27 protein-coding genes are annotated in these 24,952 nt (G+C 71.9%); 14 read left to right on the forward strand and 13 right to left on the reverse strand.

Annotated features, from left to right (window positions below):
* Positions 1 to 89: 89 nt before the first annotated feature.
* Positions 90 to 1,319: an aKG-HExxH-type peptide beta-hydroxylase gene (locus OG904_RS08420; RefSeq protein ID WP_405488919.1), complete on the reverse strand. Its 1,230-nt coding sequence runs from the start codon at positions 1,317 to 1,319 to the stop codon at positions 90 to 92.
* Positions 1,320 to 1,464: 145 nt separating this feature from the next.
* On the opposite strand from OG904_RS08420, the gene OG904_RS08425 reads away from it, so the two are divergent.
* Entirely contained in the window at positions 1,465 to 1,653 is a 189-nt protein-coding gene (locus OG904_RS08425; protein WP_405488921.1) for a DUF6104 family protein, read from the forward strand.
* Between the two features lie 117 nt (positions 1,654 to 1,770).
* Here the strand turns inward: OG904_RS08425 and sodN are convergent, their stop codons facing one another.
* Positions 1,771 to 2,166 carry a superoxide dismutase, Ni gene (gene sodN / locus OG904_RS08430; RefSeq protein ID WP_030709803.1) on the reverse strand — a complete coding sequence of 132 codons (396 nt, stop codon included), beginning with the start codon at positions 2,164 to 2,166 and terminating at the stop codon, positions 1,771 to 1,773.
* Between the two features lie 194 nt (positions 2,167 to 2,360).
* Between sodN and sodX the strand changes: the two genes are divergently transcribed.
* Entirely contained in the window at positions 2,361 to 2,828 is a 468-nt protein-coding gene (gene sodX / locus OG904_RS08435; RefSeq protein WP_405488923.1) for a nickel-type superoxide dismutase maturation protease, read from the forward strand.
* Here sodX and OG904_RS08440 read toward each other — a convergent pair.
* On the reverse strand, positions 2,732 to 3,361 hold the full coding sequence (locus tag OG904_RS08440) for a CGNR zinc finger domain-containing protein (protein ID WP_405488925.1): 630 nt from the start codon (positions 3,359 to 3,361) through the stop codon (positions 2,732 to 2,734). The genes sodX and OG904_RS08440 overlap by 97 nt on opposite strands.
* 163 nt (positions 3,362 to 3,524) lie before the next feature.
* On the opposite strand from OG904_RS08440, the gene OG904_RS08445 reads away from it, so the two are divergent.
* Entirely contained in the window at positions 3,525 to 4,214 is a 690-nt protein-coding gene (locus tag OG904_RS08445; RefSeq protein WP_405497870.1) for a class I SAM-dependent methyltransferase, read from the forward strand.
* 67 nt (positions 4,215 to 4,281) lie between these two features.
* Here OG904_RS08445 and OG904_RS08450 read toward each other — a convergent pair whose 3' ends face one another.
* The 3 genes from OG904_RS08450 to OG904_RS08460 form a co-directional block, all read right to left on the reverse strand.
* Complete coding sequence (locus OG904_RS08450; protein WP_384662888.1) at positions 4,282 to 5,034, reverse strand: amino acid ABC transporter ATP-binding protein; 753 nt, start codon at positions 5,032 to 5,034, stop codon at positions 4,282 to 4,284.
* Positions 5,035 to 5,045: 11 nt separating this feature from the next.
* On the reverse strand, positions 5,046 to 5,996 hold the full coding sequence (locus OG904_RS08455; RefSeq protein ID WP_405488927.1) for an amino acid ABC transporter permease: 951 nt from the start codon (positions 5,994 to 5,996) through the stop codon (positions 5,046 to 5,048).
* Positions 5,997 to 6,066: 70 nt separating this feature from the next.
* Positions 6,067 to 7,011, reverse strand: a complete 945-nt coding sequence (locus tag OG904_RS08460; protein ID WP_405488929.1) for an ABC transporter substrate-binding protein — start codon at positions 7,009 to 7,011, stop codon at positions 6,067 to 6,069.
* A gap of 528 nt (positions 7,012 to 7,539) precedes the next feature.
* Between OG904_RS08460 and OG904_RS08465 the strand changes: the two genes are divergently transcribed.
* The 4 genes from OG904_RS08465 (at position 7,540) to OG904_RS08480 (ending at position 10,833) form a co-directional block, all read left to right on the forward strand.
* Positions 7,540 to 8,745, forward strand: coding sequence for an NADP-dependent malic enzyme (locus OG904_RS08465; RefSeq protein WP_405488931.1), 1,206 nt, complete (start codon positions 7,540 to 7,542; stop codon positions 8,743 to 8,745).
* Positions 8,746 to 9,043: 298 nt separating this feature from the next.
* Complete coding sequence (locus OG904_RS08470; RefSeq protein ID WP_405488933.1) at positions 9,044 to 10,006, forward strand: zinc-binding dehydrogenase; 963 nt, start codon at positions 9,044 to 9,046, stop codon at positions 10,004 to 10,006.
* Positions 10,007 to 10,099: 93 nt separating this feature from the next.
* The gene (locus OG904_RS08475; protein WP_267752007.1) at positions 10,100 to 10,309 is read left to right on the forward strand and encodes a helix-turn-helix domain-containing protein; all 210 of its coding nucleotides are present in this window, start codon (positions 10,100 to 10,102) and stop codon (positions 10,307 to 10,309) included.
* Positions 10,309 to 10,833 (forward strand): Clp protease N-terminal domain-containing protein, encoded by a 525-nt coding sequence (locus OG904_RS08480; protein WP_405488935.1) that lies wholly within the window; start codon positions 10,309 to 10,311, stop codon positions 10,831 to 10,833. The genes OG904_RS08475 and OG904_RS08480 overlap by 1 nt, the downstream gene beginning before the upstream one ends.
* 101 nt (positions 10,834 to 10,934) lie before the next feature.
* On the opposite strand, the gene OG904_RS08485 is transcribed toward OG904_RS08480, so the two are convergent.
* Both OG904_RS08485 and OG904_RS08490 read right to left on the reverse strand, forming a co-directional pair.
* A complete protein-coding gene (locus OG904_RS08485) occupies positions 10,935 to 11,843 on the reverse strand; it encodes a helix-turn-helix transcriptional regulator (protein WP_405488937.1) in 909 nt (302 codons plus the stop codon).
* Position 11,844: 1 nt separating this feature from the next.
* Positions 11,845 to 12,780, reverse strand: a complete 936-nt coding sequence (locus OG904_RS08490) for a DUF4097 family beta strand repeat-containing protein (protein WP_405488939.1) — start codon at positions 12,778 to 12,780, stop codon at positions 11,845 to 11,847.
* A 145-nt stretch (positions 12,781 to 12,925) separates the two neighbouring features.
* Between OG904_RS08490 and OG904_RS08495 the strand changes: the two genes are divergently transcribed.
* Positions 12,926 to 13,735, forward strand: coding sequence for a hypothetical protein (locus OG904_RS08495; RefSeq protein WP_405497873.1), 810 nt, complete (start codon positions 12,926 to 12,928; stop codon positions 13,733 to 13,735).
* Positions 13,736 to 13,756: 21 nt separating this feature from the next.
* On the opposite strand, the gene OG904_RS08500 is transcribed toward OG904_RS08495, so the two are convergent.
* The gene (locus OG904_RS08500; RefSeq protein ID WP_405488941.1) at positions 13,757 to 14,701 is read right to left on the reverse strand and encodes a LysR family transcriptional regulator; all 945 of its coding nucleotides are present in this window, start codon (positions 14,699 to 14,701) and stop codon (positions 13,757 to 13,759) included.
* 210 nt (positions 14,702 to 14,911) lie between these two features.
* Between OG904_RS08500 and snpA the strand changes: the two genes are divergently transcribed.
* Positions 14,912 to 15,574 (forward strand): snapalysin, encoded by a 663-nt coding sequence (snpA, locus tag OG904_RS08505; protein WP_405488943.1) that lies wholly within the window; start codon positions 14,912 to 14,914, stop codon positions 15,572 to 15,574.
* 386 nt (positions 15,575 to 15,960) lie between these two features.
* Here snpA and OG904_RS08510 read toward each other — a convergent pair whose 3' ends face one another.
* The 3 genes from OG904_RS08510 to OG904_RS08520 form a co-directional block, all read right to left on the reverse strand.
* Positions 15,961 to 16,551, reverse strand: a complete 591-nt coding sequence (locus OG904_RS08510; protein WP_405488945.1) for a GNAT family N-acetyltransferase — start codon at positions 16,549 to 16,551, stop codon at positions 15,961 to 15,963.
* A gap of 127 nt (positions 16,552 to 16,678) precedes the next feature.
* Positions 16,679 to 17,725 carry a family 2 encapsulin nanocompartment cargo protein polyprenyl transferase gene (locus tag OG904_RS08515; RefSeq protein ID WP_405488947.1) on the reverse strand — a complete coding sequence of 349 codons (1,047 nt, stop codon included), beginning with the start codon at positions 17,723 to 17,725 and terminating at the stop codon, positions 16,679 to 16,681.
* Between the two features lie 59 nt (positions 17,726 to 17,784).
* Positions 17,785 to 19,191, reverse strand: a complete 1,407-nt coding sequence (locus tag OG904_RS08520; protein ID WP_405488949.1) for a family 2B encapsulin nanocompartment shell protein — start codon at positions 19,189 to 19,191, stop codon at positions 17,785 to 17,787.
* 227 nt (positions 19,192 to 19,418) lie between these two features.
* Here OG904_RS08520 and OG904_RS08525 point away from each other — a divergent pair, with 227 nt between their 5' ends.
* From OG904_RS08525 to OG904_RS08540, 4 genes are all read left to right on the forward strand, one after another.
* Complete coding sequence (locus tag OG904_RS08525) at positions 19,419 to 19,871, forward strand: RrF2 family transcriptional regulator (RefSeq protein WP_405488951.1); 453 nt, start codon at positions 19,419 to 19,421, stop codon at positions 19,869 to 19,871.
* A gap of 171 nt (positions 19,872 to 20,042) precedes the next feature.
* Positions 20,043 to 21,239: a globin domain-containing protein gene (locus OG904_RS08530; protein ID WP_405488953.1), complete on the forward strand. Its 1,197-nt coding sequence runs from the start codon at positions 20,043 to 20,045 to the stop codon at positions 21,237 to 21,239.
* Between the two features lie 103 nt (positions 21,240 to 21,342).
* Positions 21,343 to 21,933 carry an N-acetylmuramoyl-L-alanine amidase gene (locus tag OG904_RS08535; protein WP_405488955.1) on the forward strand — a complete coding sequence of 197 codons (591 nt, stop codon included), beginning with the start codon at positions 21,343 to 21,345 and terminating at the stop codon, positions 21,931 to 21,933.
* Between the two features lie 60 nt (positions 21,934 to 21,993).
* A complete protein-coding gene (locus OG904_RS08540) occupies positions 21,994 to 22,920 on the forward strand; it encodes a 1-aminocyclopropane-1-carboxylate deaminase/D-cysteine desulfhydrase (protein WP_405488957.1) in 927 nt (308 codons plus the stop codon).
* Positions 22,921 to 22,942: 22 nt separating this feature from the next.
* Here the strand turns inward: OG904_RS08540 and OG904_RS08545 are convergent, their stop codons facing one another.
* Positions 22,943 to 24,520: a Na+/H+ antiporter gene (locus OG904_RS08545; RefSeq protein ID WP_405488959.1), complete on the reverse strand. Its 1,578-nt coding sequence runs from the start codon at positions 24,518 to 24,520 to the stop codon at positions 22,943 to 22,945.
* Positions 24,521 to 24,583: 63 nt separating this feature from the next.
* Between OG904_RS08545 and OG904_RS08550 the strand changes: the two genes are divergently transcribed.
* Positions 24,584 to 24,844, forward strand: coding sequence for a UBP-type zinc finger domain-containing protein (locus OG904_RS08550; protein ID WP_405488961.1), 261 nt, complete (start codon positions 24,584 to 24,586; stop codon positions 24,842 to 24,844).
* Positions 24,845 to 24,952 lie beyond the last annotated feature (108 nt).

A 24,952-nucleotide genomic window follows, 5' to 3' on the forward strand; every position in this document is an offset into this window, starting at 1 on the left:
GAAGGCCCGGCCCCTCGTGGGGCCGGGCCTTCCGGCTGCCCGCTCCGTTCCCGGGGCTCCGGCCCGGACCCCGCAGGCACGCCGGCCCGTCAGCCGCCCGCGTACGGGGCCAGGTTCGGGTGCGCCGCGCACCACGCCGCGCGGTCCCGCTCCACCCCGGCCCGGGCCACCGCGTGCTGACCCCCCGGCGGCGGTACCGCGTCCATGTCCCGCTCGGCCGACACCATCGCGTCCACGAACACCCGCCCCCCGGCGGTGAGTTCCGCGCACCCCTGGAGCACCGGCAGGGCGACCGCCACCTGCGCCCGGATCCGCGCGTGCTGCGCCCACGCCCCCCGGGCCCCGTAGAGCGCCGCGCGCTGCCAGTAGCCCGCCAGCGCCAGATGCGCGTACGCGCCCCGCAGGAGCCCCTCCAGTGGCCGTGGATCGGCCCGCCAGGGGGCCCAGTACCGCGCGGAGCGGTCTGCGGTGTGCAGGGGGATGGCCTGCGCCAGGGCCGCCAGTTTCCCGTGCTGCACCTCGTGCACGAGGGTCGCGGCCAGCGCGGGCGGCGGCTGGGTCCGGGCCAGTACGGAGCCGGCCGCCGCGGGGAGCGTCCCGCCGAAGGCCCGGGAGCTGCCGGACAGCGGGACCACGCAGCGCAGCAGGCAGCCGGCCTCCTCCGCGCGGGCGGTGTCGTAGCGCCGCAGCAGCGTGAGGGCGCCGGACCACTGGGTGTCCCAGCGCTTGTGGCCCTTGTGGGTGAGCCGGCGGGCGGCGTGCACGGCCCCGGAGGCGCGGTACGGATCGAGGTCGTCGAGCGCGGTCCGCCCGTCGGGCAGGGCGTGCAGGGCCAGCGCGACCGGGTTCCCGGGGTCCCAGGAGTCCTCGGTCAGGGCCAGCGGTCCGGACCGGTCGGGGCGCAGCAGTCCGAGGGTGGGCAGTACGAGGCGTCCGTGCGCGGGCCGCAGCGTGAGCTTGAAGCCGATCCCGGCCCGCAGCGCCGCGGCGGCGGCGATCGCCCCGAGGTGTTCCAGGTCGGCGGGCGGTCCGTGGCGCGCGCGCAGCCGGTCCAGCGTCTCCTCGGCCCACACACCGGTGGCCGGATAGTGCAGTACGTCGCCCACCGCGCCGGGGTCGCGGCGCCCGGCCTCCTCCAGCAGCGCCCAGTGCTCGGCGGCCTCCCCGGTGCGGGCGCGGCCGGGCAGCTCCCGCAGTTCGCGCAGCAGCCCCAGCCGCCGTGCCCTGCGTACGCCGCGCACCAGCGCGGTCCCCTCGGCGGACGGCTCGGTGGAACCGAGCGCCCGCAGCACGCCGTCGCTCGGCTCCGGGTGATCCATGCATTCCTCCCGCCGCGGACGCTCCATCCCTGCCCGGGGGACGAGCTCCGCGAACGGCGGAAAGCGGTCAAGTCCGGCCGTGCCCGCCGGGCGGATTATCCTGGCGGGGCACACCCGATCACCCGACCACCGCACGGAGCCCGACTTGTACTTCACCGATCGCGGCATCGAGGAGCTGGAGAAGCGGCGCGGCCAGGAGGAGGTCACCTTCGAGTGGCTCGCCGAGCAGCTGCGCACCTTCGTCGACCTGAACCCGGACTTCGAGGTCCCGGTGGAGCGCCTCGCCACCTGGCTGGCCCGCCTGGACGACGAGGACGACGACGAGGACGCCTAGGACTCGCAGGACGCCCCGCACGCCCGGTGCGATGACGAAGGGGCCCGGCCGCAGGTGCGGCCGGGCCCCTTCGTCATCGTCCCTCGGGACAAGGCCGATCAGGCTGGAAGAGCCGGATCAGGCGGCCTTGGTCTCCCAGAAGATGCGGTCGATCTCGGCGATGAGCTCCAGCGCCTTGGCGCCGGTCGCCGGGTCGTTCGACGCCTTGGCGGCCGAGAGGGCCTTCAGGGTGTCGTTGACCAGGGTGTGCAGCTGCGGGTACTTCTCGAAGTGCGGCGGCTTGAAGTAGTCGCTCCACAGCACGGAGACGTGGTGCTTCGCGAGCTCGGCGCGCTGCTCCTTGATGGTGATGGCGCGCGCGCGGAAGTCGGCGTCGTCGTTGGCCTGGTACTTCTCCTGCACGGCCTTGACGGACTCGGCCTCGATGCGGGCCTGGGCAGGGTCGTACACGCCGCACGGAAGATCGCAGTGGGCGGAGACCTTCGCCTTGGGGGCGAAGAGGCGGGAAAGCATGGAGTTTGTCCTCCTCGTGATCGTCTTCTCAAGGGGGAGATTACTCGGTGAGAAAGGTGATTTCGCGGGCGCCCCCGTGGGCTTGGGACAAAAGTCCAGTGCCGCGCCCGGGGCGGTGAGCGAATGTACGGGAGAGTGCGGCAGCATGCGGGGTGGGACGAGGACCCGGCTGAGCCCGGGCGAGGAGGTCACGGATGGCGGGGAGCACGCGCTCGCGCGGCCGGACGCGGGAGTGGACGTCGCCGTTGAAGCGGATCGGAACCGTCGAGGTGACGGGCCCCTCGATGGCGCCGACGCTGGAGAACGGGGACCAGCTGCTGGTCCGTTACGGGGCCGCCGTGCGGCCGGGCCACGTGGTGGTGCTGCGCCATCCGTTCCAGCAGGACCTGCTGGTCGTGAAGCGGGCGGCGGAGCGGCGGCCGGGCGGCTGGTGGGTGCTGGGTGACAACCCGTACAACGAGACGGGCGACAGCACGGACTACGGGGCGGTCCCCGACGAGCTCGTGCTGGCGACCGCGCTGGTGCGCTTCCGGCCGCGCCCGCGGCCGGAGCACGCGACGGAGGATCACCGCTCGCTGAGGGCGTGGCTCTCCTGGGTCTCCTCGGCGCTGCGGCCGCTGCGGGCGGACTCCTCGGCCTCCAGCCGCTTGCGGGCGCGGTAGGCGGCGACGTTGGCGCGGGTGGCGCACCGGTCGGAGCAGTAGCGCCGGGAGCGGTTGGTGGAGGTGTCGAGGAAGGCGTTGCGGCAGGGCGACGCCTGGCACAGGCCCAGCCGGCCAGGGCCGTGCTCGGTGAGGTGGAAGGCCAGCCCGAAACACGCGATCGCGGCGTAGCCGGCGGAGGCGTTGGAGGGGTGGTCGGCCAGGTGGATGTGCCAGTTGGGGCCGCCGTGCTCGCCGATGGTCTCGTGGCCGGAGACCTGCGGGCTGACCGGGAACTCCATCAGCAGGGAGTTCAGCAGGTCGACGGCGAGGACGTGGTCGCCGCCGTCGGCGGCCTCGAAGACGCCGCGGAGCCGGCCGCGGACGTTGCGGAAGCGGGTGACGTCACCGTCCGTGACGCGGCGGGCCATCTGCACGCTGGTGCCGAAGAGCGCGCGGACCGCGTCCACGGAAGTCAGCAAGTCCTTGTTGCGGGCCGGCTCCTCGGTGTTGACCAGGCGCACGGCGTAGTCCGAGTAATGGGCCAGTTCCACTTGTAGTCCTTACGGCTGCGGATTATTGTCTCCGGTAGCGGCTGAGACAGGTTCGAGGGTATTACGCATGGAGGATTTCGTGGCGGATACGGCGCGCTCTGACACGGCACCGGCCGACTGGCAGGCATGGCAGGACAGCTGGGACCGGCAGCAGGAGTGGTACATGCCCGACCGCGAGGAGCGGTTCCGGGTGATGCTGGACATGGTGGAGGCACTGGTCGGCACCGCCCCCCGGGTGCTGGATCTCGCATGCGGTACTGGAAGTATCACGGACCGCGTCTTCAAGAGGTTCCCGCAATCCACCAGTACGGGCGTCGATCTCGACCCCGCGTTGTTGACGATCGCCCGCGGCCACTTCGCGGGCGACCCCCGCGTCACCTTCGTGACCGCTGACCTCAAGGACCCCGACTGGCGCGCGGCCCTCCCCCACGACTCCTACGACGCGATCCTGACGGCCACCGCGCTCCACTGGCTGCCCAGCGAGGAGCTCGCCGTCCTGTACGGGCAGCTCGCGCCGCTGCTGCGCACCGGCGGGGTGTTCATGAACGCCGACCACATGCCCGACCCCGCCACCCCCCGGATCAACGCCGCCGAGCGCGCCCACCGGCACGGCGGCATGGACCGGGCGAAGGAGGCCGGCGCGCTCGACTGGCGCGAATGGTGGCAGCTCGCGGCCGCCGACCCGGTGCTCGCCGAGCCGACGAGGGCCCGCTTCGAGATCTACGGGGAGCACGCCGACGGCGACACCCCGCCGGACTCCTGGCACGCGGCCACGCTGCGCGCCGCCGGCTTCGCGGAGGCCCGTACGGTCTGGCGCTCGCCGTCGGACGGGCTGGTGCTGGGCCTGAAGTAGGGCCCGCCGGAGAACGCGCGAGGGGCGGTACGGGAATCCGTACCGCCCCTCGCAGCTACAGCCGCAGCTACAGCACCTTGGACAGGAAGGCCTTGGTGCGGTCGTGCTGGGGGTTGCCCAGGACCTCGCGCGGGTGGCCGGACTCGACCACGACACCGCCGTCCATGAAGACGAGGTTGTCGCCGACCTCGCGGGCGAAGCCCATCTCGTGGGTGACCACGATCATGGTCATGCCCGATTCGGCGAGGTCCCGCATGACGTCGAGGACGTCGCCGACGAGCTCGGGGTCGAGCGCCGAGGTGGGCTCGTCGAAGAGCATCAGCTTCGGTTCCATGGCCAGCGCGCGGGCGATGGCCACGCGCTGCTGCTGGCCACCGGAGAGCTGGGTCGGGTAGTTCCCGGCCTTGTCTCCGAGGCCCACCCGGTCCAGGAGCTTGACGGCGCGCGCCCGCGCGACCGCCTTGCTCTCGCCCTTGACCATGACCGGGGCTTCCATGACGTTCTCGATGGCCGTCATGTGCGGGAACAGGTTGAACCGCTGGAAGACCATGCCGATGTCCCGGCGCTGGGCCGCGACCTCGCTGTCCTTCAGCTCGTAGAGCTTGTCGCCCTTCTGGCGGTAGCCCACCAGCTGGCCGTCCACCGAGAGCCGCCCGGAGTTGATCCGCTCCAGGTGGTTGATGCAGCGCAGGAAGGTGGACTTGCCGGAGCCGGACGGGCCGACCAGGCAGAACACCTCGCGCGGGGCGACTTCGAGATCGATGCCCCGGAGGATGTGGGCGGGGCCGTACGACTTGTGGACGGCCTCGGCCTTGACCATCGGCTGGGCGGTCACTTCGCCACCTCCGTACGGCGGAACATGTTCAGGTTCGCCTTCAGCCGCTGGAGCGGCGTGGGCGGCAGGGAGCGCAGCGAACCGCGCGCGTAGCGGCGTTCCAGGTAGTACTGGCCGACGCTGAACACGCTGGTCAGGGCCAGGTACCAGATGGAGGCCACGAACAGCATCTCCATGATGGCGCCGGCCGTGGACCCGATGTTCGAGGAGGCGCGCAGCAGCTCCGTGTACTGGACCGCGGACACCAGGGACGAGGTCTTCAGCATGTTGATGAACTCGTTGCCCGACGGCGGGATGATCACGCGCATCGCCTGCGGGAGGATCACCCGGCGCATGGTCTGCGTCTGCGTCATGCCCAGCGCGTGCGAGGCCTCCGCCTGGCCCTCGTCCACGGACTGGATGCCCGCTCGCACGATCTCCGCCATGTACGCGCCCTCGTTCAGGCCGAGGCCCAGCAGGGCGACCATGAAGGGGGTCATGAGGACGACGGTCTCTTGCTTGTAGATCGGCCCGAGGTCGATGTACTGGAAGATCAGCGAGAGGTTGAACCACACCAGCAGCTGCACGTACACCGGAGTGCCGCGGAAGAACCAGATGTAGAGCCAGGCGACGGAGTTGGTCACCGGGTTCTTGGAGAGCCGCATCACCGCGAAGAGGATGCCGAGGATCAGACCCAGGGCCATGGCGGAGACGCTGATGATCACCGTGTTGCCGAGGCCGCTGATGATCGACGGGTCGAAGAGCTTGTCTCCGACCGTCTTCCAGATGATGTTGCCCTGCGAGAACGCGTAGACGAGCCAGGCGAGCAGTCCGACGACCACCACACCGCTGATCCAGCGGCCGTAGTGCCGGACGGGGATCGCCTTGATGGGCTCGTACGGGGTGCCCGGGGCGCCGGGTCCGGCCGGCGGGTTGTCGGCCGGACCCTTGTCGATCTTGTCAGTCACGATGACTGCCCTTCAGTGGAGCTCAGGACCGGGAACACCGGGCCGCGAGGGGCCCGGACGTCTCCTAGGGTCACTTGCCTGCGTTGACCGTGGCGGCCGTGACCGCGCTGTCCTTGACATTCCACTTCTCCAGGACCTTGGCGTAGGAGCCGTCCTTGATGATCGCGTCGAGCGCCTGCTTCAGGGCGTCGCGCAGCTGGGTGTTCTCCTTGCTGACGCCGATGCCGAAGAGACCGACGTCGCTCTGCGCGCCGCCGACCTCGAAGTCGTTGCCGCCGCCCGAGGTCTTCGCGATGTACGCGGCGACCGGGAAGTCGTTCAGGTCGGCCACGGCGCCGCCGGCCTTGACGCGGGTCTGGGCCTCGGCGTCGGTGTCGAAGGCCTCGATGGTGAGCTTCTTGTCACCGCACTTCGTGGCCTGCGCCTTGAAGGTGTCCTCGTAGATCGTGCCGCGCTGGACGGCGACGGTCTTGCCACACAGGTCGTCCAGGGACTTGATGCCCTCGGGGTTGCCCTTCTTGACGAGGAGCGAGACGCCGGAGGAGAAGTAGTCGACGAAGTCGATCCCCTTGCCGATCTGCTTGCCCGAGTCGTCCAGGCCCTTCTGGCGCTTCTCGTTGTCGGTGACCGAGGACATGATCGCGTCCTGGCGGCCGGTGTAGATCGAGGTGATCAGGCCGTCGAAGGCACCCGCGGTGAACTCGAACTTCACACCGAGCTGCTTGCCCAGCGCATCGGCGATGTCGGGGTCGACGCCGACGATCTTGCCGCCCTCGGTGAACTCCATCGGGGCGTACGCCGCGTCCGTGCCGACCTTGACGACGCCCGCGTCCTGGATCTTCTTCGGCAGGGCCGAGAAGAGCGGGGCGCTGTTGGTCTTCGAGCTGCCGCCGTCGTTCTTCTTGGTCTGGTCACCACAACCGGTGAGGACCAGGGCGCCGGCGACCGCGATGGCGCCGACCGCGGCGATCCGGGACCGGGTGGCGGTCGTACGACGGGTGGTGCTTGCGGTCATGAGCTGATTCCTCCGGCAGTGGGGAAAAACGCGTCCGAGAGCGGTCGAGCACGCACCATCGAGTGTCGCGACCTTGTGTGATTACGGCATCTTGCCATTCGGACTGAGACATTCAGGGTGCCCGTCAGGTCAAAATCGGATAACGGACACCCCCCGGCACCCAACAGCCCTGCGGGGAAGGGCCTTCAAGGCCGCACTAAACGCTGCGACCAGGCGTTTTCACCGTAGTTTTTGCGGCGCGTCTCGCCTATCGGACGCGAAGGTTTGGACTTTTCGCCAAAACCGGGGCAAGCAACCTATGGTCGAAGGGGAATCGACTCGTCTGGGTGAGCGTTCTTCGGGTAGAACAGATCCTTACACCCCTCATCCGGGGCTCAGGGCGCGCGTGCGGCGCGCCCGCGCGTACGAAACCTCCCACTTCGCGGCGACGGGCCAAACCGTCGACGCGGAGTACGGACGCGGTGCCCGCCCACCCCTTAACCAGGAGTGGCCACCCTCAACGATTCAAAGACTTAAGGGGTTAAGACAGTGGCAGCGGAGATCGTCAATCCTCGCAGCGACAGCGTGACGGACAACAACCCCGATGCGGTGTTCGCACTGCACCGGGGCGGCAAGATGGCCATCGTGGCCACCGTGCCGGTCCACAACAAGGACGACCTGTCCCTGGCGTACACGCCCGGCGTTGCGAAGGTCTGCAGCGCCATTGCCGAGCAGCCCGAGCTCGTGAACGAGTACACCTGGAAGTCCAACGTGGTCGCCGTCGTCACCGACGGTACGGCCGTGCTCGGACTCGGTGACATCGGGCCGGAAGCCTCCCTCCCCGTGATGGAGGGCAAGGCCATTCTCTTCAAGCAGTTCGGTGGCGTCGACGCGGTTCCGATCGCGCTCGCCACCAAGGACACGGACGAGATCATCGAGACCGTGATCCGCCTCGCGCCGTCCTTCGGCGGGGTGAACCTGGAGGACATCTCCGCCCCCCGCTGCTTCGAGATCGAGCGGCGCCTCCAGGAAGCCCTGGACATCCCGATCTTCCACGACGACCAGCACGGCACGGCCATCGTGACGCTGGCCGCCATGCGCAACGCCGCGAAGCTCACCGGTCGCACCCTCGCCGACCTCCGTGCCGTGATCTCGGGCGCGGGCGCGGCGGGCATCGCGATCGCCAAGATCCTCGTGGACGCGGGCATCGGCGACGTGTGCGTCACCGACCGCAAGGGCGTCGTCTCCGCCGACCGCTCGGACCTGACGGACGTCAAGGCGGAGATCGCGGGCCTGACGAACAAGACCGGCCAGACCGGTTCCCTGGAGAACGCCCTCGCGGGCGCGGACGTCTTCATCGGCGTCTCCGGCGGTACGGTCCCCGAGGCCGCGGTGGCGACGATGGCGAAGGACTGCTTCGTCTTCGCCATGGCCAACCCGAACCCGGAGGTCCACCCCGACGTCGCGCACAAGTACGCGGCGGTCGTGGCCACGGGCCGCTCGGACTTCCCGAACCAGATCAACAACGTGCTGGCGTTCCCGGGCATCTTCGCGGGTGCCTTCAAGGTCCGGGCCTCCCGGATCACGGAGAACATGAAGATCGCGGCCGCCGACGCCATCGCCGGTGTCGTCGCGGACGACGAGCTCACCGCCGAGTACGTGATCCCGTCGCCGTTCGACACGCGCGTCGCCGAGGCCGTCACGGCCGCGGTCGCCGCGGCGGCGAAGGCCGACGGAGTGGCCCGCCTGGCGTAGCCGCCGCGCGGATCGATACGACAGCGGGGCCCGGCCGGAACCATTCCGGCCGGGCCCCGCTGCCTTCCCAGCCCCGCCGGCGGCACCATCCAGCCCCGCCGGCGTTTGAGGCGCGGGGTCCGGGGCGGAGCCCCGGGGAACGGTGGAAGGGCGGGTAGGGGGCAGCCCCCGCAGGGCCCGACCCCGCAACGCGCCCGTACGGCCGCCCGCTGGGCCGGGCATCCGGACACCCGCCCCCGGGCCGCCGGGCCGCGGCAAGGCCTGGATCCCAGGGCTACCGAGCGGTAGCGTCGCGGCCATGTTCGCTGCCTACGCCGCCCGAATCGACCGTGACCAGCCGCTGAGCGGCCTCGAGCTGGGCGACCGCCCCGCCCCGCAGGCCCGCCCCGGCTGGGTGACCGTGAACGTCAAGGCCGCCTCCCTCAACCACCACGACCTGTGGTCATTGCGCGGAGTCGGCCTCGGCGAGGAGAAACTCCCCATGATCCTCGGCTGCGACGCCGCCGGGATCGACCAGGACGGCAATGAGGTCGTCCTGCACTCCGTCATCGGCCAGACCGGCCACGGGGTCGGACCCGACGAGCCCCGCTCGATCCTGACCGAGCGCTACCAGGGGACCTTCGCCGAGCAGGTCACCGTCCCCGCCTGGAACGTCCTGCGCAAGCCCCCCGAGCTCTCCTTCGAGCAGGCCGCCTGCCTGCCCACCGCGTGGCTCACCGCCTACCGCATGCTCTTCACCAACGCCGGGGTCCGCCCCGGCGACTCCGTCCTGGTCCAGGGCGCCGGCGGCGGAGTCGCCACCGCCGCCATCGCCCTCGGCAAGGCGGCGGGCCTGCGGGTCTTCGCGACCAGCCGGGACGAGGCCAAGCGCAAGCGCGCGGTCGAACTGGGCGCCGTGGAGGCCTACGAGCCCGGCGCGCGGCTCCCCCAGCGGGTCGACGCCGTCATCGAGACGGTCGGCGCGGCCACCTGGTCGCACTCCGTCAAGTCCCTGCGCCCCGGCGGCACCCTGGTCATCTCCGGTGCCACCAGCGGCGACCGCCCGGCGCACGCCGAGCTGACCCGGATCTTCTTCCTCGAGCTCAAGGTGGTCGGCTCGACCATGGGCTCGAAGGACGAGCTGGAGGACCTGCTGTCCTTCTGCGCGGCGACCGGGCTCCGTCCGGTGATCGACGAGACGCTGCCGCTGGACCGGGCCCGTGAAGGATTCGCGAAGCTGGAGTCGGGCGACGTGTTCGGCAAGATCGTCCTCACGACGTAGCCGCCACGGCGCAGCCCTCGCCTCTCAGCCCACCGACCGTCAACCGTCAACCACAGTTGACAACCTCCCGGGCGTCAACCTATATTGACACCCATGACGGAAGCTACCGATCTCGCCGAGCGGGCCGGTGACCGGGACCCGCGCGTGGGGCTGCGTGCCGTGGCCGCCCTCCGGCGGCTGCTGGAGCAGCTGGAGGCCGTGCAGGTACGCGGCGCCCGCGCGCAGGGCTGGTCCTGGCAGGACATCGCGGCCGAGCTGGGCGTCAGCCGGCAGGCCGTACACAAGAAGCACGGGAGGCTCTGATGTTCGAACGCTTCACCCGGGACGCCCGCTCCACCGTGTCCGGCGCGGTCGCCGAGTCCCAGCGAGCCGGGGCCGCGGTGGTAACCGAGGAGCACCTGCTCCTCGCTCTGCTCGCGCTGGGCGTCCTCGACCCCCTGGGCGTGGACCGGAGCGCGATCGCCGCCGGTCTGGAGACGGCCCGCCGCCGGGGAGGCATGTCCAAGGCGGACGAGGAGGCCCTCGCGGACCTCGGCATCGACCTCACGGAGATCGTCTCCCGCATCGAGGAGACCCACGGCGAGGGCGCCATGGCGGCCCCGGCCCCCTCCCCCGGCCGCCGTGCCGGCCGCACCCGCTTCACCCCGGGCGCGAAGAAGGTCCTGGAACAGTCCCTGCGCATCGCGGTGGGCCGCAAGGACCGCCACATCTCCACCCTCCACCTCCTCCTGGCCCTCCTCTCCCGCCCCGGCACGCCCGCCGAGGTCCTCGCCGAGCACGGGGTGACCTACGCCGCGGCCGAGGCGGCCCTGGCCGCCGCCGCCTGAGAAACACCGAACCCCCGCGCGAAGGGCGTGGGGGTTCTGCGGCGTGCCCGGCCGGATGCCCGTACGTACCCGGAGGCCGTACGTACATACGGCCGTACGGCCTAGCCCCGGGGGTCGAGGTCCGTGGCGATGCGGGAGGCCGCGGCCGCCAGGTGCGCACGGGCCTGCGACAGCTGGGCCGCGGTGACGCCCCGGTCGCGGGCCGCGTCGCGGATGTCGTCACGGAAGCGGTCCAGCAGCCGGTCCAGATCACGGGCCGGGTCGCCCGTCGCGGGCACGTCCCGCGCCCAGTCCGGATCGGGCGCCGGAGCCGCGTCGGACGACGGGGCGGAGGGGGCGGAGGCGGAGGACGGGGTCGCGGTGGAGCCGCCGAGCCAGGCCCCGGCCAGGCTGCCCAGGACTCCGCCGGACTTCGCGAACTGCTCCTGGAGCTGCCCGGCGATCCGCTGGACCTCCTCGCGGGCCCGCTCCTGCGCCTCCTTGGCCTGGCGGCGCGCCTGCTGGGCCTCTTCACGGGCCCGGCGGCTCTCGTCCTTCGCCCGGCGCGCCTGTTCCTTCCACTCGGCCTTGGCCTTGCGGAGCTCCTCCTTGGCGGCCTTCCAGCCCTCGTCCTCCACCTGCGTGGCCGACGCACTGGCCGCGGCCCGCAGTTCGCGCCGCAGATCACCCGCAGCGCCGCTCACGTCGGCGCGGATCTCGGCGGCCAGCTCGGAGACCGAGTCGCGGATCTCCAGCTCCAGGTCGGCCAGTTCGCCGCCGCGGTCGGCCAGTTCGGCGCGGCCCGCCTCGGTGATCGAGTACACCTTGCGCCCGCCTTCGGTCGCGTACGTGACCAGGCCCTCGCTCTCCAGCTTGGCGAGGCGGGGGTAGACGGTGCCCGCGGAGGGCGCGTACAGCCCCTGGAAACGCTCCTCCAGCAGCCGGATCACCTCGTACCCGTGGCGCGGGGCCTCGTCGAGCAGCTTGAGGAGGTAGAGCCGGAGGCGGCCGTGGGCGAAGACGGGCGGCATGTCAGAGCACCTTCTTGTCGAGCGCGAGGGGGGCGGCAGGGGCGGCTGCCGGGTCCGCGGCCGGGCGGCGCAGCAGCGCGATGGACCCCGAGACGGTGGTGGCGCGCAGCGTACCGGTGCCGGCGCCCAGGGTGCCGGTGATCCGCTTCGCGCCCAGCTGGCCCGAGACCCGCAGGTCCTCGAAGGCGTTGGAGACGCCGCCGGTGGCGGTGTTGGCCTCGACGCGGGCATCGGCCGGGTGCGGGAGGCGGATGGCTACCTGCCCGGAGACGGAGTTGAGGAAGATGTCGACCGGGCGCGGCTCGGGCCGCTCGTCCAGGGCCAGGTCGATGAGCATGTCGCCGCTGACGGAGTCGGCCCGGACGTTGCCGACCGCGCCGTCGACCACCGTCAGGCCGCCGGAAACGGAGTGGAAGCCGAGCTCCCCGGTCACGGACTGGGCCTCGACGGCGCCGGAGACCGTGTGCGCCTTGACCCTGCCGGAGAGGCCGACGAGCGTGGCGTCGCCGGAGACCCCGTGGATGTCGGTGCCGCCGCCGATGCCGGAGACGAAGACGGCGGCGCTGACGCTGGCCAGCTGCACGTGGGTGGCGGCGGGGACGGTGAGGGTCACGCTCGCGCTGCGCTCCCATGCCTTGCGGCCGGAGTCGGAGGCGGACCAGGCCTTCCAGGGCTTGCCCTCGAACCACTTCTTGAACCCCTGGGAGCCGTTCCAGGGAAGGTCCTCGTAGGAGACCGTGAGGGTGCCGCCCTCCTGCACCACGTGCAGGGGCGGTCCGTCGACCTCGGACACCTCGAGGCGGGCCGGGCCGTCGTCGGCGGCGACGACATTGACCGTGCCGCCGGCCACGCGCACGCGGACCTCGGTCACCGGCTCCTCGAAGGTGAGCTTCTGCGGTCCGGCGACCGACCACGTCTTCTGCGCTGCCTCTGCCATGGTGCTGACCCTCCTCGGCGTACGTGCACGCAACATATCGCGTCTTCTCAGAACACGATATATCGCGGTTGTGGGAAGTCAAGGGCGTTAGGAAGATCCCAAATCCTCCGTTTGGGACGATTTGGCTTAGCGTGTGGGCATGCCGATCTCCCAGACCACGGCGGGCGGACTGCTGCTCTGCCACGCCGGGCCCGCCGACGCCCGCCCCGCCGCGCACATCCTGCGCGAACGCCTGCTGCTGGCCCCGGCCGGTGAGTGGAGCGTGCTGGTACCCGAGGCCAAGCCCTGGCTGAGGCACGGGGAAACCGTGGCCGAAGTCCTGGCGGGATGGGGCTCTGCGGTCGCGCTGAGCTCCAACTGGCCGGTGCTGAGCCTGTGGTGGGAGGACGGCCGGACCGGCTTCGTCCTCTCCTCGGGTTTCCGCCGCTCGGCCGCCTACGAGTGGGACGCGGCGGGCCGACCGCACGGCGGGCCGGACCCCGCTGCCATGCGGGTGCTGGCGGCGCGGCTCGGGCTGGACCCCGTACTGGACCTGGAGGAACTGGAACGCCTCACCCGCCCCGACGAAGCGGCGGACGGGGACTCCCGGCTGCTCGGCGTCGTCGCACTGCTGGCCCGCGCGGGCCTGGCGCTGCCCTCCGGCCTGACCCCGGGTGAACCGGCCGACCGGCTGCGGGAGGCGGCCCGGGTCGCGCCGGGGGCGGAGCCGGTGGAGTGGTCGGGCTGGCGCGACACGGTGCGGGCGGAGCTCGCGGTGGTCGAGGACAGCCCCCTGGGCCCATGGCTCCGGGGCCCCAAGGCGCGCCTCGCGGGCGCGGCCCAACTGGCGGCCGGAGCCCCCCTGATGCTGTGGGCGGCCCGCCGCCGCAGCCCGGGCTGGCTGGCCGCCGGCACCCTCCTGGTGGCCCACGGCGCGGCCGCCCTGGCCTACGACCGGGCCCGCCGGGGCGAGTAGGCCGTCCGGCCGGAGCCGGAGCTACGCCGCCAGCAGCGGGCTCGCGTGGCGGTGCAGCCAGGCCCGGTACGGCGGGGTCCGCAGCGCCGCTTCGCGGTAGGCCGCGCGGAGGTCCTCGTACAGCCCCTCGTGGGACCGCGCGTGCGTCGACGGCCGGGTCGCGAGGAGGAGGCGTACGGCGAGCGGGTCCCCCGAGAGCGGCCTGATGGCCATGTCCTCGCGCGGCCCGGAGGTGGGCTGACAGGGGGCGACGGCCTCACCGGAGACGATCAGCGAGGTCGCCGTGTGGTAATCGGCGTGCAGCAGGGGCGGGTCCAGCCCGGCGACCGCGAACACCCTGCGCAGGCCGTCCCATTCGCCGTCCACCGAGGGGTCCACGGTCCACCGGTCGGCGGCCAGGTCCCGCAGCTCGACCACGGGCCGCGCCGCCGCCGGATGGTCCCGGGACATGGACACGAACTGCGGCTCCCGCTCCATCAGCACGCGTAACTCCAGACCGGCCGGCACCCGCAGCGGACTGCCCTCCACCTCGTGCACGAACGCCACGTCGAGCTGGCCCGAAGCCGTCATCCGCAGCAGCGCGTTGGCGGAGACGTCGACCACCAGGTCCGTCTCCGTGTCGGGCAGCCGCCGGTGCAGCCGCCGCAGCCAGCCGGGCAGGGCGCGGCTGGCCGTCGAGCCGATCCGCAGCCGGGGCCCGTGGGACAGCGCCCGCGCCTCCGCGACGAGGGCGGCCATCTCGGCCAGGAGCGGGCGCGCCCGGCCGAGCACCGTGCGGCCGAAAGGAGTCGGTCGACATCCGGTCCGTTCGCGCAGGAACAGCTCCCCGTCCAGGGCGCGTTCGATGCGCCGCAGCTGGGTCGTGAGCGAGGGCTGGCTCACGCCGAGCTGCCGGGCCGCCTTGTGCAGGCTTCCGGCGTCGGCGATGGCGCACAGGGCGCGCAGGTGCCTGACCTCAAGCTCCATGCCCCAGAGGGTAGGCCGGGCCGAGCTGAACACACCAGTAACAGGTATCCCATCGAATCCCGCCATTCTCACGGGAGTCGGCCTTCCGAAAACCCCCCGATAGCCCGGCGTTATCGGGTCCTGACATCATCCGCCGGCCGCTCCCGCTCCCGCAGACTCCGGTACCGAACGATCCCCCCCCACCGCACCGGACGAGCAGGAGTTCCCCACATGCGTCACTCCCGCAGGACCACCACCCTGTCCGCCTTCGGCCTCGGCGTCGCCGCCGTTCTCGGCGCCGTCGTCCCCGGCACGAGCGCCTCCGCCGCGCCCGCCGCCGGCAACCCGGGCACGTACGCCGCGTACGAGCGCTCGCAGGAGAACCAGGCCGCCAACCGCGCCTTCTTCGAGGCCGTACAGCGCTCGGTCGCCGAGCAGCGCGCCGCCAACCCGGGCCTGGCCGCCGTGACCGTCACGTACAACACCCGCAACGCGCCGAGCTTCCGCAGCCAGATATCCCGCTCCACACAGATCTGGAACAGCTCGGTGACCAGCGTCAAACTGCAGGAGGTGTCCTCGGGCGGGAACTTCTCGTACTACGAGGGCAGCGACTCGCGCGGTTCCTACGCGAGCACGGACGGCCACGGCCGCGGCTACATCTTCCTCGACTACCAGCAGAACCAGCAGTACAACTCCACCCGCGTGACGGCGCACGAGACCGGCCACGTGCTGGGCCTGCCGGACCACTACTCGGGTCCGTGCAGCGAGCTGATGTCGGGCGGCGGCCCCGGCACCTCCTGCCAGAACACCAACCCGAACTCCGCCGAGCGGGCGCGCGTGAACCAGCTGTGGGCCAACGGCCTCGTCGCGTCGGGGCTGGACGCGAAGGGCTAGGCCTCCCGGGGGACGCCCTCCGGGCACTCCGGGTTCCGGCAGGGACCCGCAGTCCACTCCGGAACGAAGATCCCCAGGGACTTGCGCCGTCCGACCATCGTGTCGACGGGGCTCCCGCAGGCCGGGCACGAGCGCTGCTCGTGCCCGGCCCGCGGGGCGACCGTCGCTTGCTCGCGTCGTTCCCGCTGTTCACCGGCCATACCTCCACGGTAGGCCGGTTTCGCCGCTTCGGCGGGGTCAGCACGTGACGGCGTACGAGGTGACGACCTGACCGCCGCCGAGGGCCTTGACCCCGGTGGGTTCCAGGGGGCGCACCCCGAAGCCTGCGCGCGACATCGGCACGGCAAGGATCACGGGCCTTCCGGGGGATCACCGACGCCGAAGGATCACCGCGCCTTGCGCCACATCGGCCACATCAGCGGCCCGTCCGGCAGCCGCACCGCCTCGCCCGTGAACTCCCAGCCCAGCCGCTCGTACAGCCCCTTGCTCCGCTCGCTGCTCGCCTCCAGGTACGCCGGCACCCCCTCGCGGTCACACCGCTCCAGCACCGGCCGGATCAGCTCGGTGCCCAGCCCCTCGCCCTGCCGGCCCGGGGCGACCGCGATCATCAGCAGGTACTCGTGCTCCTCCGCCGTCGGGTGCACCTCACCCGTGAGCCGGCCCACCAGCTCGCACCGCTCGTTGTCGGGGTCGGCGACGGCCCGCATCTTCGCCGGGACCTCGTCCTCGCCCTCCGGCTCGCCCGCCGGGATCCGCAGCCACAGCGCCGCCGCCGAGCCGTCCACCGCGTAGTCGATCCGGCCCTCGGCCAGGGCGACGTCCACGAAGACGCCCAGGAACTTCCCGTGCACCGCGGCCCGGTGCCCCGGATCCGGGAAGACCCAGCTGCTCACCGGATCCGTACGGAAGGCCTCGTCGAGCAGCCGCGCCACCGCGTCCCGGTCCGACTGGTCCGCCTGACGTATCTCCAGTCCCACTGGTCACACCCTTCGCTCGGTCGTCAACAACCCCGAGCGATCCTAGAGTTGGGCCACTACGGCGGAAAGGCCCGTTCCGGCACCATGCCGATGCCGGAACAGGCCTTGCGCACCCCGCGCTACGGGGTCACATCGTCCGGCGCGTCACGAACTCCGCCAGCGCCAGCAGCCCGCCCGCCGCCCCGAGGTCCGGAACGGCCCGCGCCAGCTGCTGGACCGCCCGCCCCATCCGGTCGGCGGCATGGGCCTGCGCCCAGTCCCGCCCGCCGGCCCGCTCCACCGCGGCGGCCGCCCTGCGCACGTCGTCCCCGGTCATGGGGCCCGCGTACAGCTCGGCCAGCTCCTTCCCCGCCGCGGTGCCCGAGGTGAGGGCGGCCACGACCGGGAGGGACTTCTTGCGGGCGAGCAGATCGGCCCCGGCGGGCTTCCCGGTGTGGCCGGGGTCCCCCCAGATGCCGATCAGGTCGTCGATGAGCTGGAAGGCCAGCCCGGCCTCCCGCCCGAAGGCGTCCATGGCGTCCACCTCGTCCGGGCCGGCCCCCGCGTACAGCGCACCGAGCGCGCACGCGCAGCCCAGCAGGGCCCCGGTCTTGGCCGTGGCCATGGTCAGGCACTCGTCGAGCGGGACGTACGGCCGCTGCTCGAAGGCGCAGTCCGCCTGCTGGCCCGCGCACAGCTCGACGATGCAGGCCGCGAGCCGGGCCGAGGCCGCCGCCGAGGCCGGGTGCGGGTCCTCGGCGAGCAGCCGCAGCGCGAGCGCCATCATGGCGTCGCCGGTGATGATCGCGTCCGGTATCCCGAAGACCGTCCAGGCCGTGGGCCGTCCGCGCCTGCGCACGTCCTTGTCGATGACGTCGTCGTGCAGCAGCGTGAAGTTGTGCGCCAGCTCCACGGCCACCGCCGGCCGTACGGCGTCCCCCGTCGCGCCGTTCCCCCGCAGGGCCTGTGCGGCGGCGAGCACCAGGGCGGGCCGGATGGCCTTCCCGGTGCTGCCCGCCGCCGGGCTGCCGTCCTCCTGCTCCCATCCGAAGTGGTACATCGCCACGCGCCGCATCGAGCCGGGCAGGCTCTCGACGGTCCGGCGCAGTTCCGGGTTGACCGTTTCTCTTGTCCGTTCCAGCAGGGCCGCGGCCTCCTGCCCCTCGCTGGTGGTGATCGCCTCAGTGGTCGACATGGCGTGTCCGTCCGTCCCGTCCTGTCCTGTCCCGTGCCCGGTGCTCTGGTACGACCGGCTCAGCGCCAGCGGGCGATCTCGACGTTCTCCAGGACACCGAGCGCGTCCGGCACCAGTACGGCGGCGGAGAAGTAGGCGGTGACCAGGTACGAGATGATCGCCTGCTCGCTGATCCCCATGAACCGCACCGAGGTGCTCGGCTCGATCTCGTCGGGGATCCCGGGCTGGTGCAGGCCGATCACGCCCGACTCGTCCTCGCCGGTGCGCATGCAGAGGATGGAGGTCGTACGGGCGTCACTGATCGGGATCTTGTTGGACGGGAACATCGGGACCCCGCGCCAGGACGGCACGCGGTGCCCGCCGATCTCGACCGACTCCGGGTACAGCCCGCGCTTGTTGCACTCGCGGCCGAAGGCGGCGATGGCCTTGGGGTGCGCGAGGAAGAACTTGGAACCGCGCCGCATGCTCAGCAGCTGGTCCATGTCGTCGGGGCTGGGCGCGCCGTCGTGGGGCTGGATGCGCTGGTCGTAGTCGGCGTTGTGCAGGAGCCCGAAGTCGCGGTTGTTGAGCATCTCGTGCTCCTGGCGCTCGCGCAGCGCCTCGACCGTGAGCCGCAACTGCTGCTCGGTCTGGTTCATCGGCTGGTTGTACAGGTCGGCGACGCGGGTGTGGACGCGCAGAACCGTTTGCGCGATGGAGAGTTCGTACTCGCGCGGGCGGGCCTCGTAGTCCACGAAGGTGCCCGGCAGTACGGCCTCGCCCTGGTGGCCGGCGGAGAGCTCGATCGCCGCCTCGCCGTACTTGTTGGTGTGCTGCTCGGGCAGGTCCCGTAGGGAGTTCACGTGGGCCCGCAGCGATTCGACCCGGTCGGCGAGGATCTGGAAGTCCTGGCGGGAGAGGACGAGTGCGGTGCCGGCGGTGGCGGCGCGGGCGGTGTACTCCCAGATGGCCTCCTCGTTGACGAGGGAGTCCTCGCCGAAGTAGGCACCGTCCGCGACGGTCTGCAGGACGGCGTCGTCACCGTACGGGCCGGTGCCGATCTGGTCGATGCGCCCGTGGGCGAGCAGGAACACCTTGTCGGCGGGGTTGCCGAAGGAGGTGAGCTCCTGGCCCGCTTCGAAGTCGACCTGGTGGCAGCGGGCGGCGAGTTCGGTCAGGACCTCGATGTCGTCGTAGTCGCGCAGCAGCGGGAGCTCACCCAGCTCCGCCGGGATCACCTGCACCTGCGTGCCGGTCTTGATGAACTCCACGCGTCCGTCGCCGACCGAGTAGCTGAGCCGCCGGTTGACCCGGTACGTACCGCCCTGGACGGACACCCACGGGAGCATCTTCAGGAGCCACCGCGAGGTGATCTCCTGCATCTGCGGCGCGGACTTGGTCGTGGTTGCCAAGTTCCGCGCGGCCGAAGTCCCCAGACTGCGCTGCGGTGCCTGGGTCTCGGATCCGGAACCTGCCTGGACCGACATGTGCTTCCCCTTCGATCACTCCATGAATCTGCGGGATGGAAGCCTTCCAGTACGGAGCGTGGTGAGACCATTACACAAAAGGGTGGGACTACTCCGTCCGTGAGTGGGCACCCTTCAGAGTCACTCCTTTCTCAGGACGTGACCCGAACCCCACCTCTTTCAGCCACGAGGCGCCACGCCGGGTCTTTAAATTTGCACGGAACATGCAAGTTTTCTACGGTGGACCCATGCGGCTGACCCGATTCACCGACCTGGCGCTGCGCGTCCTGATGCGCCTAGCCGTCGAGGAGACGGACCTCCCCACCACGCGCGACGTGGCGGCGACCATGGAGGTCCCGTACACGCACACCGCCAAAGTGGTCGCCAAGCTGCAGCATCTCGGCCTGGTCGAGGCCCGCCGCGGACGCGGGGGCGGGCTCACCCTGACCGCCGCCGGGCGCGGCGCCTCGGTGGGCGGACTGATCCGCGAGCTGGAGGGCGCCGGTGACGTCGTGGACTGCGACGGCGCCGTCCCGTGCCCGCTGCGCGGCGCGTGCGTCCTGCGCGGGGCGCTGCGCCGGGCCCAGGAGGCCTTCTTCGCCTCGCTCGACCCCCTGACGGTGAACGACCTGGTCGCAGCGCCGACCGGGCCGCTCCTGCTGGGCATTTCGGGCGGGTCACCGGGGGCCGGAAGACCCTGACGACGGGGGCCGGATGGCCGGTTCGCACCGGCGGCCGGCCCGCATAGCCTGATCCGGACGGGGCCTTCGAACAGAAGTCCGCACCGCGGCGGACCCCTGCACGCCCGTCATTAAAAACATGTATCTCACATGCCAGTTTTACGAGCCACCCCTACGCGAGGAGTCCCCCCGATGCTTTCCGAGAAGTCGACCGCGACCGTTCGAGCCACCCTGCCCGCCGTGGGCGCGGCGATCGGTGACATCACGGAGCTCTTCTACGGGAAGCTGTTCACGGCCCACCCCGAGCTGATCCGGGACCTGTTCAACCGCGGCAACCAGAACGCCGGCCTGCAGAAGCAGGCCCTCGCCGGCTCCATCGCCGCCTTCGCGACCCACCTGGTCACGCACCCCGACACCCGCCCCGACGTGATGCTGGGCCGCATCGCCCACAAACACGCCTCCCTCGGCGTCACCCGCGAGCAGTACCCGATCGTCCACAAGTACCTCTTCGAAGCCATCGCGGAGATCCTCGGCGACGCCCTCACCCCCGAGGTCGCCGAAGCCTGGGACGAGGTCTACTGGCTGATGGCGGGCGCCCTCACCACCATCGAGGAACGCCTCTACGCCGAGCAGCAGGTCACGGCCGCAGACGTCTGGCGCCCCTGGACGGTCGCCGCCCGCGTGGAGGAGACCGCGGACTGCACCACCTTCCACCTCACCCCCGCCGACGGCTCCCCCATGCCCGCCTTCAAGCCCGGCCAGTACGTCTCCGTCCAGGTCGAACTCCCCGACGGCGCCCGCCAGATCCGCCAGTACAGCCTCTCCAGCGCCCCCGGCTCCCCCATCCGCTCCATCACCGTCAAACGCGTCCACGGCCCCGCCGCCACCGGCCCCGACGGCGAAGTCTCCAACCACCTCCACACCGAAGTCCGCACCGGCGACACCCTCAACGTCTCCACCCCCTACGGCGACCTGACCCTCCAGGACACCACCGCGCCCCTCATCCTCGCCTCCGCCGGCATCGGCTGCACCCCCATCCTCTCCATGCTGGAACACCTCGCCGACACCGCACACACCGCCCCCGTCACCGTCCTGCACGCCGACCGCTCCCCCGCCGACCACCCCCTGCGCACCGACCACCGCGCCCTCACCCACAAACTCCCCGACGCCACCGCCCACTTCTGGTACGAAACCAACACCGAACCCGGCGACCGGGAGGGCCGCCTGGACCTGACGGACATCCCCGTCGCCCCCGGCACCCACGCCTACCTCTGCGGCCCCCTCCCCTTCATGCGCGCCGCACGCGAACAACTCATCACCAAGGGCATCACCCCCGCCGACATCCACTACGAGGTCTTCGGCCCCGACCTGTGGCTCGCCTCGGCGTAACCCCCTGCGCCCCGCCCTGCTCCCCCTGCGCCCTTGCGGCGGAATGGCCACCTCCACTACACGTTTGGTAATCAACCAGTCACCCAACGTGAAGGAGGCGGCCATGTCCGCACCCATGTCCGCGGACCGGTTCATCGGGGCCCTGCGGGCCGAGGGCCTGACGGTCGTCGAGGTGGGCGCCTGGCGCACCCACAACCGCAACCACAAGGGGCCCTGGGGCCCGGTGAACGGGGTGATGATCCACCACACCGTCACGCAGGGGACCGCGTACACCGTCCAGCTCTGCCGCGACGGCGACGCGGCCCTGCCCGGCCCCCTCTGCCACGGCGTGATCACCAAGGACGGGCGGGTCCACCTGGTCGGCTACGGCCGCGCCAACCACGCGGGCGCGGGCGACTCGGACGTCCTGGCGGCGGTCGTGGCGGAGAAGCGCCTCCCCCCGGACCGCCAGGCCGACACCGACGGCAACCGCCACTTCTACGGCTTCGAGTGCGAGAACCTCGGCGACGGTGAAGACCCCTGGCCGCCGGCCCAGCTCGACGCGATGGCCCGCGCCTCGGCCGCCCTGTGCCGGGTCCACGGCTGGACCTCCCGCTCGGTCATCGGCCACCTCGAATGGCAACCGGGCAAGATCGACCCGAAGGGCTTCACGATGGACTCGATGCGCACCCGCGTCGAGGAACGCCTGAAGTAGGCCTCGACCCGACGGCACCCCCGGAACGTGGCGCCGGCGGGCGCGGCACACAATGGGCAGGTGGAACGTCCAGCCGACCCCGACCCCGACTCCGACCCCGACCCCGACTCCGACCCCGATCCGGTCCTGCGGCCCCGGCCGCCCTCGCCGCTCCAGGAGGTCCGCGACGAGCGGTTCGATCGGCACGGCGTGCGGCTGCTGCTGAAGCGGGACGACCTGGTGCACCCGGAGCTTCCCGGGAACAAGTGGCGCAAGCTCGCGCCGAATCTGCGGGCCGCCCTCGCGGGTGGGTACCCGGGGCTCGTGACCTTCGGCGGGGCGTACTCGAACCACCTGCGGGCCACCGCCGCGGCCGGCCGGCTGCTGGGGCTGGAGACCGTCGGGATCGTCCGGGGGGACGAGCTCGCGGGGCAGCCGCTGAACGAGTCGCTGGCCCGGTGCGCGGCGGACGGCATGCGGCTGCACTTCGTGACCCGGTCGGCCTACCGGGACAAGACGGAACTGCCGGCGCGGGCCGGTGCGGGGGACGCGTACGTGGTCCCGGAGGGCGGCAGCAACGCGCTCGCGCTGCACGGCTGCGCCGAGCTGGGGCGCGAGCTTCGCGGCGGCTGCGACGTGGTCGCGGTGGCCTGCGGCACCGGGGGCACGCTGGCCGGGCTGGCGGCGGGACTGGCCCCGGACCAGCGGGCGGTGGGCGTACCCGTGGTCGGCGGCGGCTTCCTGGAGGCGGAGATACGTTCCCTCCAGGCGGCGGCCTTCGGCGGGCCCGCGGGCGACTGGTCCCTGGCCGAGGGCTACGCCCACGGCGGCTACGCCCGGGTCCCCCGCGAGCTGGCGGCCTTCGCGGCGGACTTCGGGTCCCGCCACGGCCTGCCGGTGGAGCGGATCTACGTGGCGAAGCTCCTGTGGGCCCTGCTCGACCTGACCGGCGCCGGAGCCTTCCCCCGGGGCACCACCCTGACGGCGGTGGTCACGGGCCGCCCGTAGCCCGGCGGCCCCGCCGCCCCCGCTACGCCGTTTCCTCCCGGTAGGCCGCCGCTTCCTCCAGGTCCAGGCGGCGCAGCAGGGCGCGGAGCATTTCGTCGTCGATGCGGCGGGCGTCGCGCAGGGAGACGAAGACCTCGCGTTCCGCCGCGATCATCTCCCCCGCCAGGCGGCGGTAGACGTCGTCCGCGGACTCGCCGGTCACCGCGTTGACCTCGCCGAGCCGCTCCCAGACCGCGTTGCGCCTGCGCTCCAGCACCGTCCGCAGCCGGTCCGCGAGCGGGGGCGGGAGGGCGTTCGCCGGGGAGGCCAGCAGCTCCGTGAGCAGGTCCTCCGCCGCCCGCGAGGCCTCGCTCTGGGCCTGGGCCTCCGCCAGGGTCTCCGCGTGCAGGTCCCGGGCGGGCAGCTTGAGGAGCCGGATCAGCGGCGGCAGCGTCAGGCCCTGCACCACCAGCGTGCCGATCACGGTGGTGAAGGTCAGGAACAGGATCAGGTTCCGGTGCGGCACGCCGACCGGCACGGAGAAGGCGATCGCCAGCGAGACCACCCCCCGCATCCCGGCCCAGCCCACGATGACCGGCGCCTTCCAGTTCGTCTCCGGCTCCCGGTCGCGGATCCGCGCGGCGAGCCGCGGCAGGAAGGTCGCCGGGAACACCCATGCGAAGCGGGCCGCCACCACGACGGCGAACACGACCAGCGCGTAGCCCGCCGCGGCCACGCCCTCGTACTCCCCCAGCCCCTTCAGCACCACCGGCAGCTGGAGCCCGATCAGCGCGAAGACCACCGATTCGAGGATGAAGGCGACCACCTTCCAGACCGCCTCCTCCTGGAGCCGGGTCGCGAAGTCGACCTGCCAGTTGCGGTGCCCCAGGTACAGCGCGACCACCACGACCGCGAGGACACCCGAAGCGTGCACCCGTTCGGCCGCCGCGTAGGCCACGAACGGGATCAGCAGCGACAGCGTGTTCTGCAGCAGCGAGTCCCGCAGCCGCCTGCGCAGCACGTGGATCGGGACCATCAGCAGCAGGCCGACCCCGACCCCGCCCACCGAGGCCAGCAGGAACTCCGCGATCCCGCCCGCCCAGCCGGAGCTCGCCCCGACCGCCGCCGCCAGCGCGACCTTGTACGCGGTGATCGCGGTCGCGTCGTTGACGAGGGACTCACCCTGCAGGATGGTCGTGATGCGGTTCGGCAGCCCGAGCTTGCGGGCGATGGCGGTCGCCGCCACCGCGTCGGGCGGGGCGATGACCGCCCCCAGCACCAGCGCCACCGGCAGCGAGAGAGCGGGCACCACCAGGTACGCCACGTACCCGACGACGAGGGTCGCGAAGAGCACGTAGCCCACCGAGAGCAGTGCCACCGGCCGCAGGTTCGCCCGCAGGTCCAGGTACGAGCTGTCGACCGCGGCCGTGTACAGCAGCGGCGGGAGCAGCAGCGGCAGCACGATGTGCGGGTCCAGGCCGTACGCCGGCACGCCCGGCACGTAGGCCGCGGCCAGCCCGGCGGCGACCAGCAGCAGTGGCGCCGGCACCGGGGTGCGGCGGGCCAGGCCCGCGACGACCGCACAGCCGGCGACCAGGGCCACCAGCGGCAATACCTCCATCGAAGATCATCCTCGCTTGGTCGTGTCGTCCCCGGGCGCCCGTACCTCAGTACGCTGGCCATCATGAGCGAGTGCACCCACGTTCCCGAACTGCCGCGCCCCGAGCCCGCCCCGCTTGCCCAGACCTGCCCCGAATGTCTGGCGCTCGGCAGTCACCCCGTCCAGTTGCGCATGTGCCTGTGGTGCGGACACGTCGCCTGCTGCGACTCCTCGCCCCACCGGCACGCCACGGCGCACCACCGGGAGACCGGTCATCCGGTGATGCGCAGCTTCGAACCGGGCGAGACCTGGCGTTGGTGTTTTGTCGACGGTTCGATCGTGTGAGGCGGGGTAGATCAACCCTCCGCCGGTTCCCCTGATTTGGGCCCGCAGACCCCTAGCCACTGTGCGTCCCCATGGGCTTACCATCAGTCACTGGTCGCAGGCACGGCC

This window comes from Streptomyces sp. NBC_00096, from assembly GCF_045041305.1.
In the GTDB taxonomy this organism is placed as follows: Bacteria; Actinomycetota; Actinomycetes; order Streptomycetales; family Streptomycetaceae; genus Streptomyces.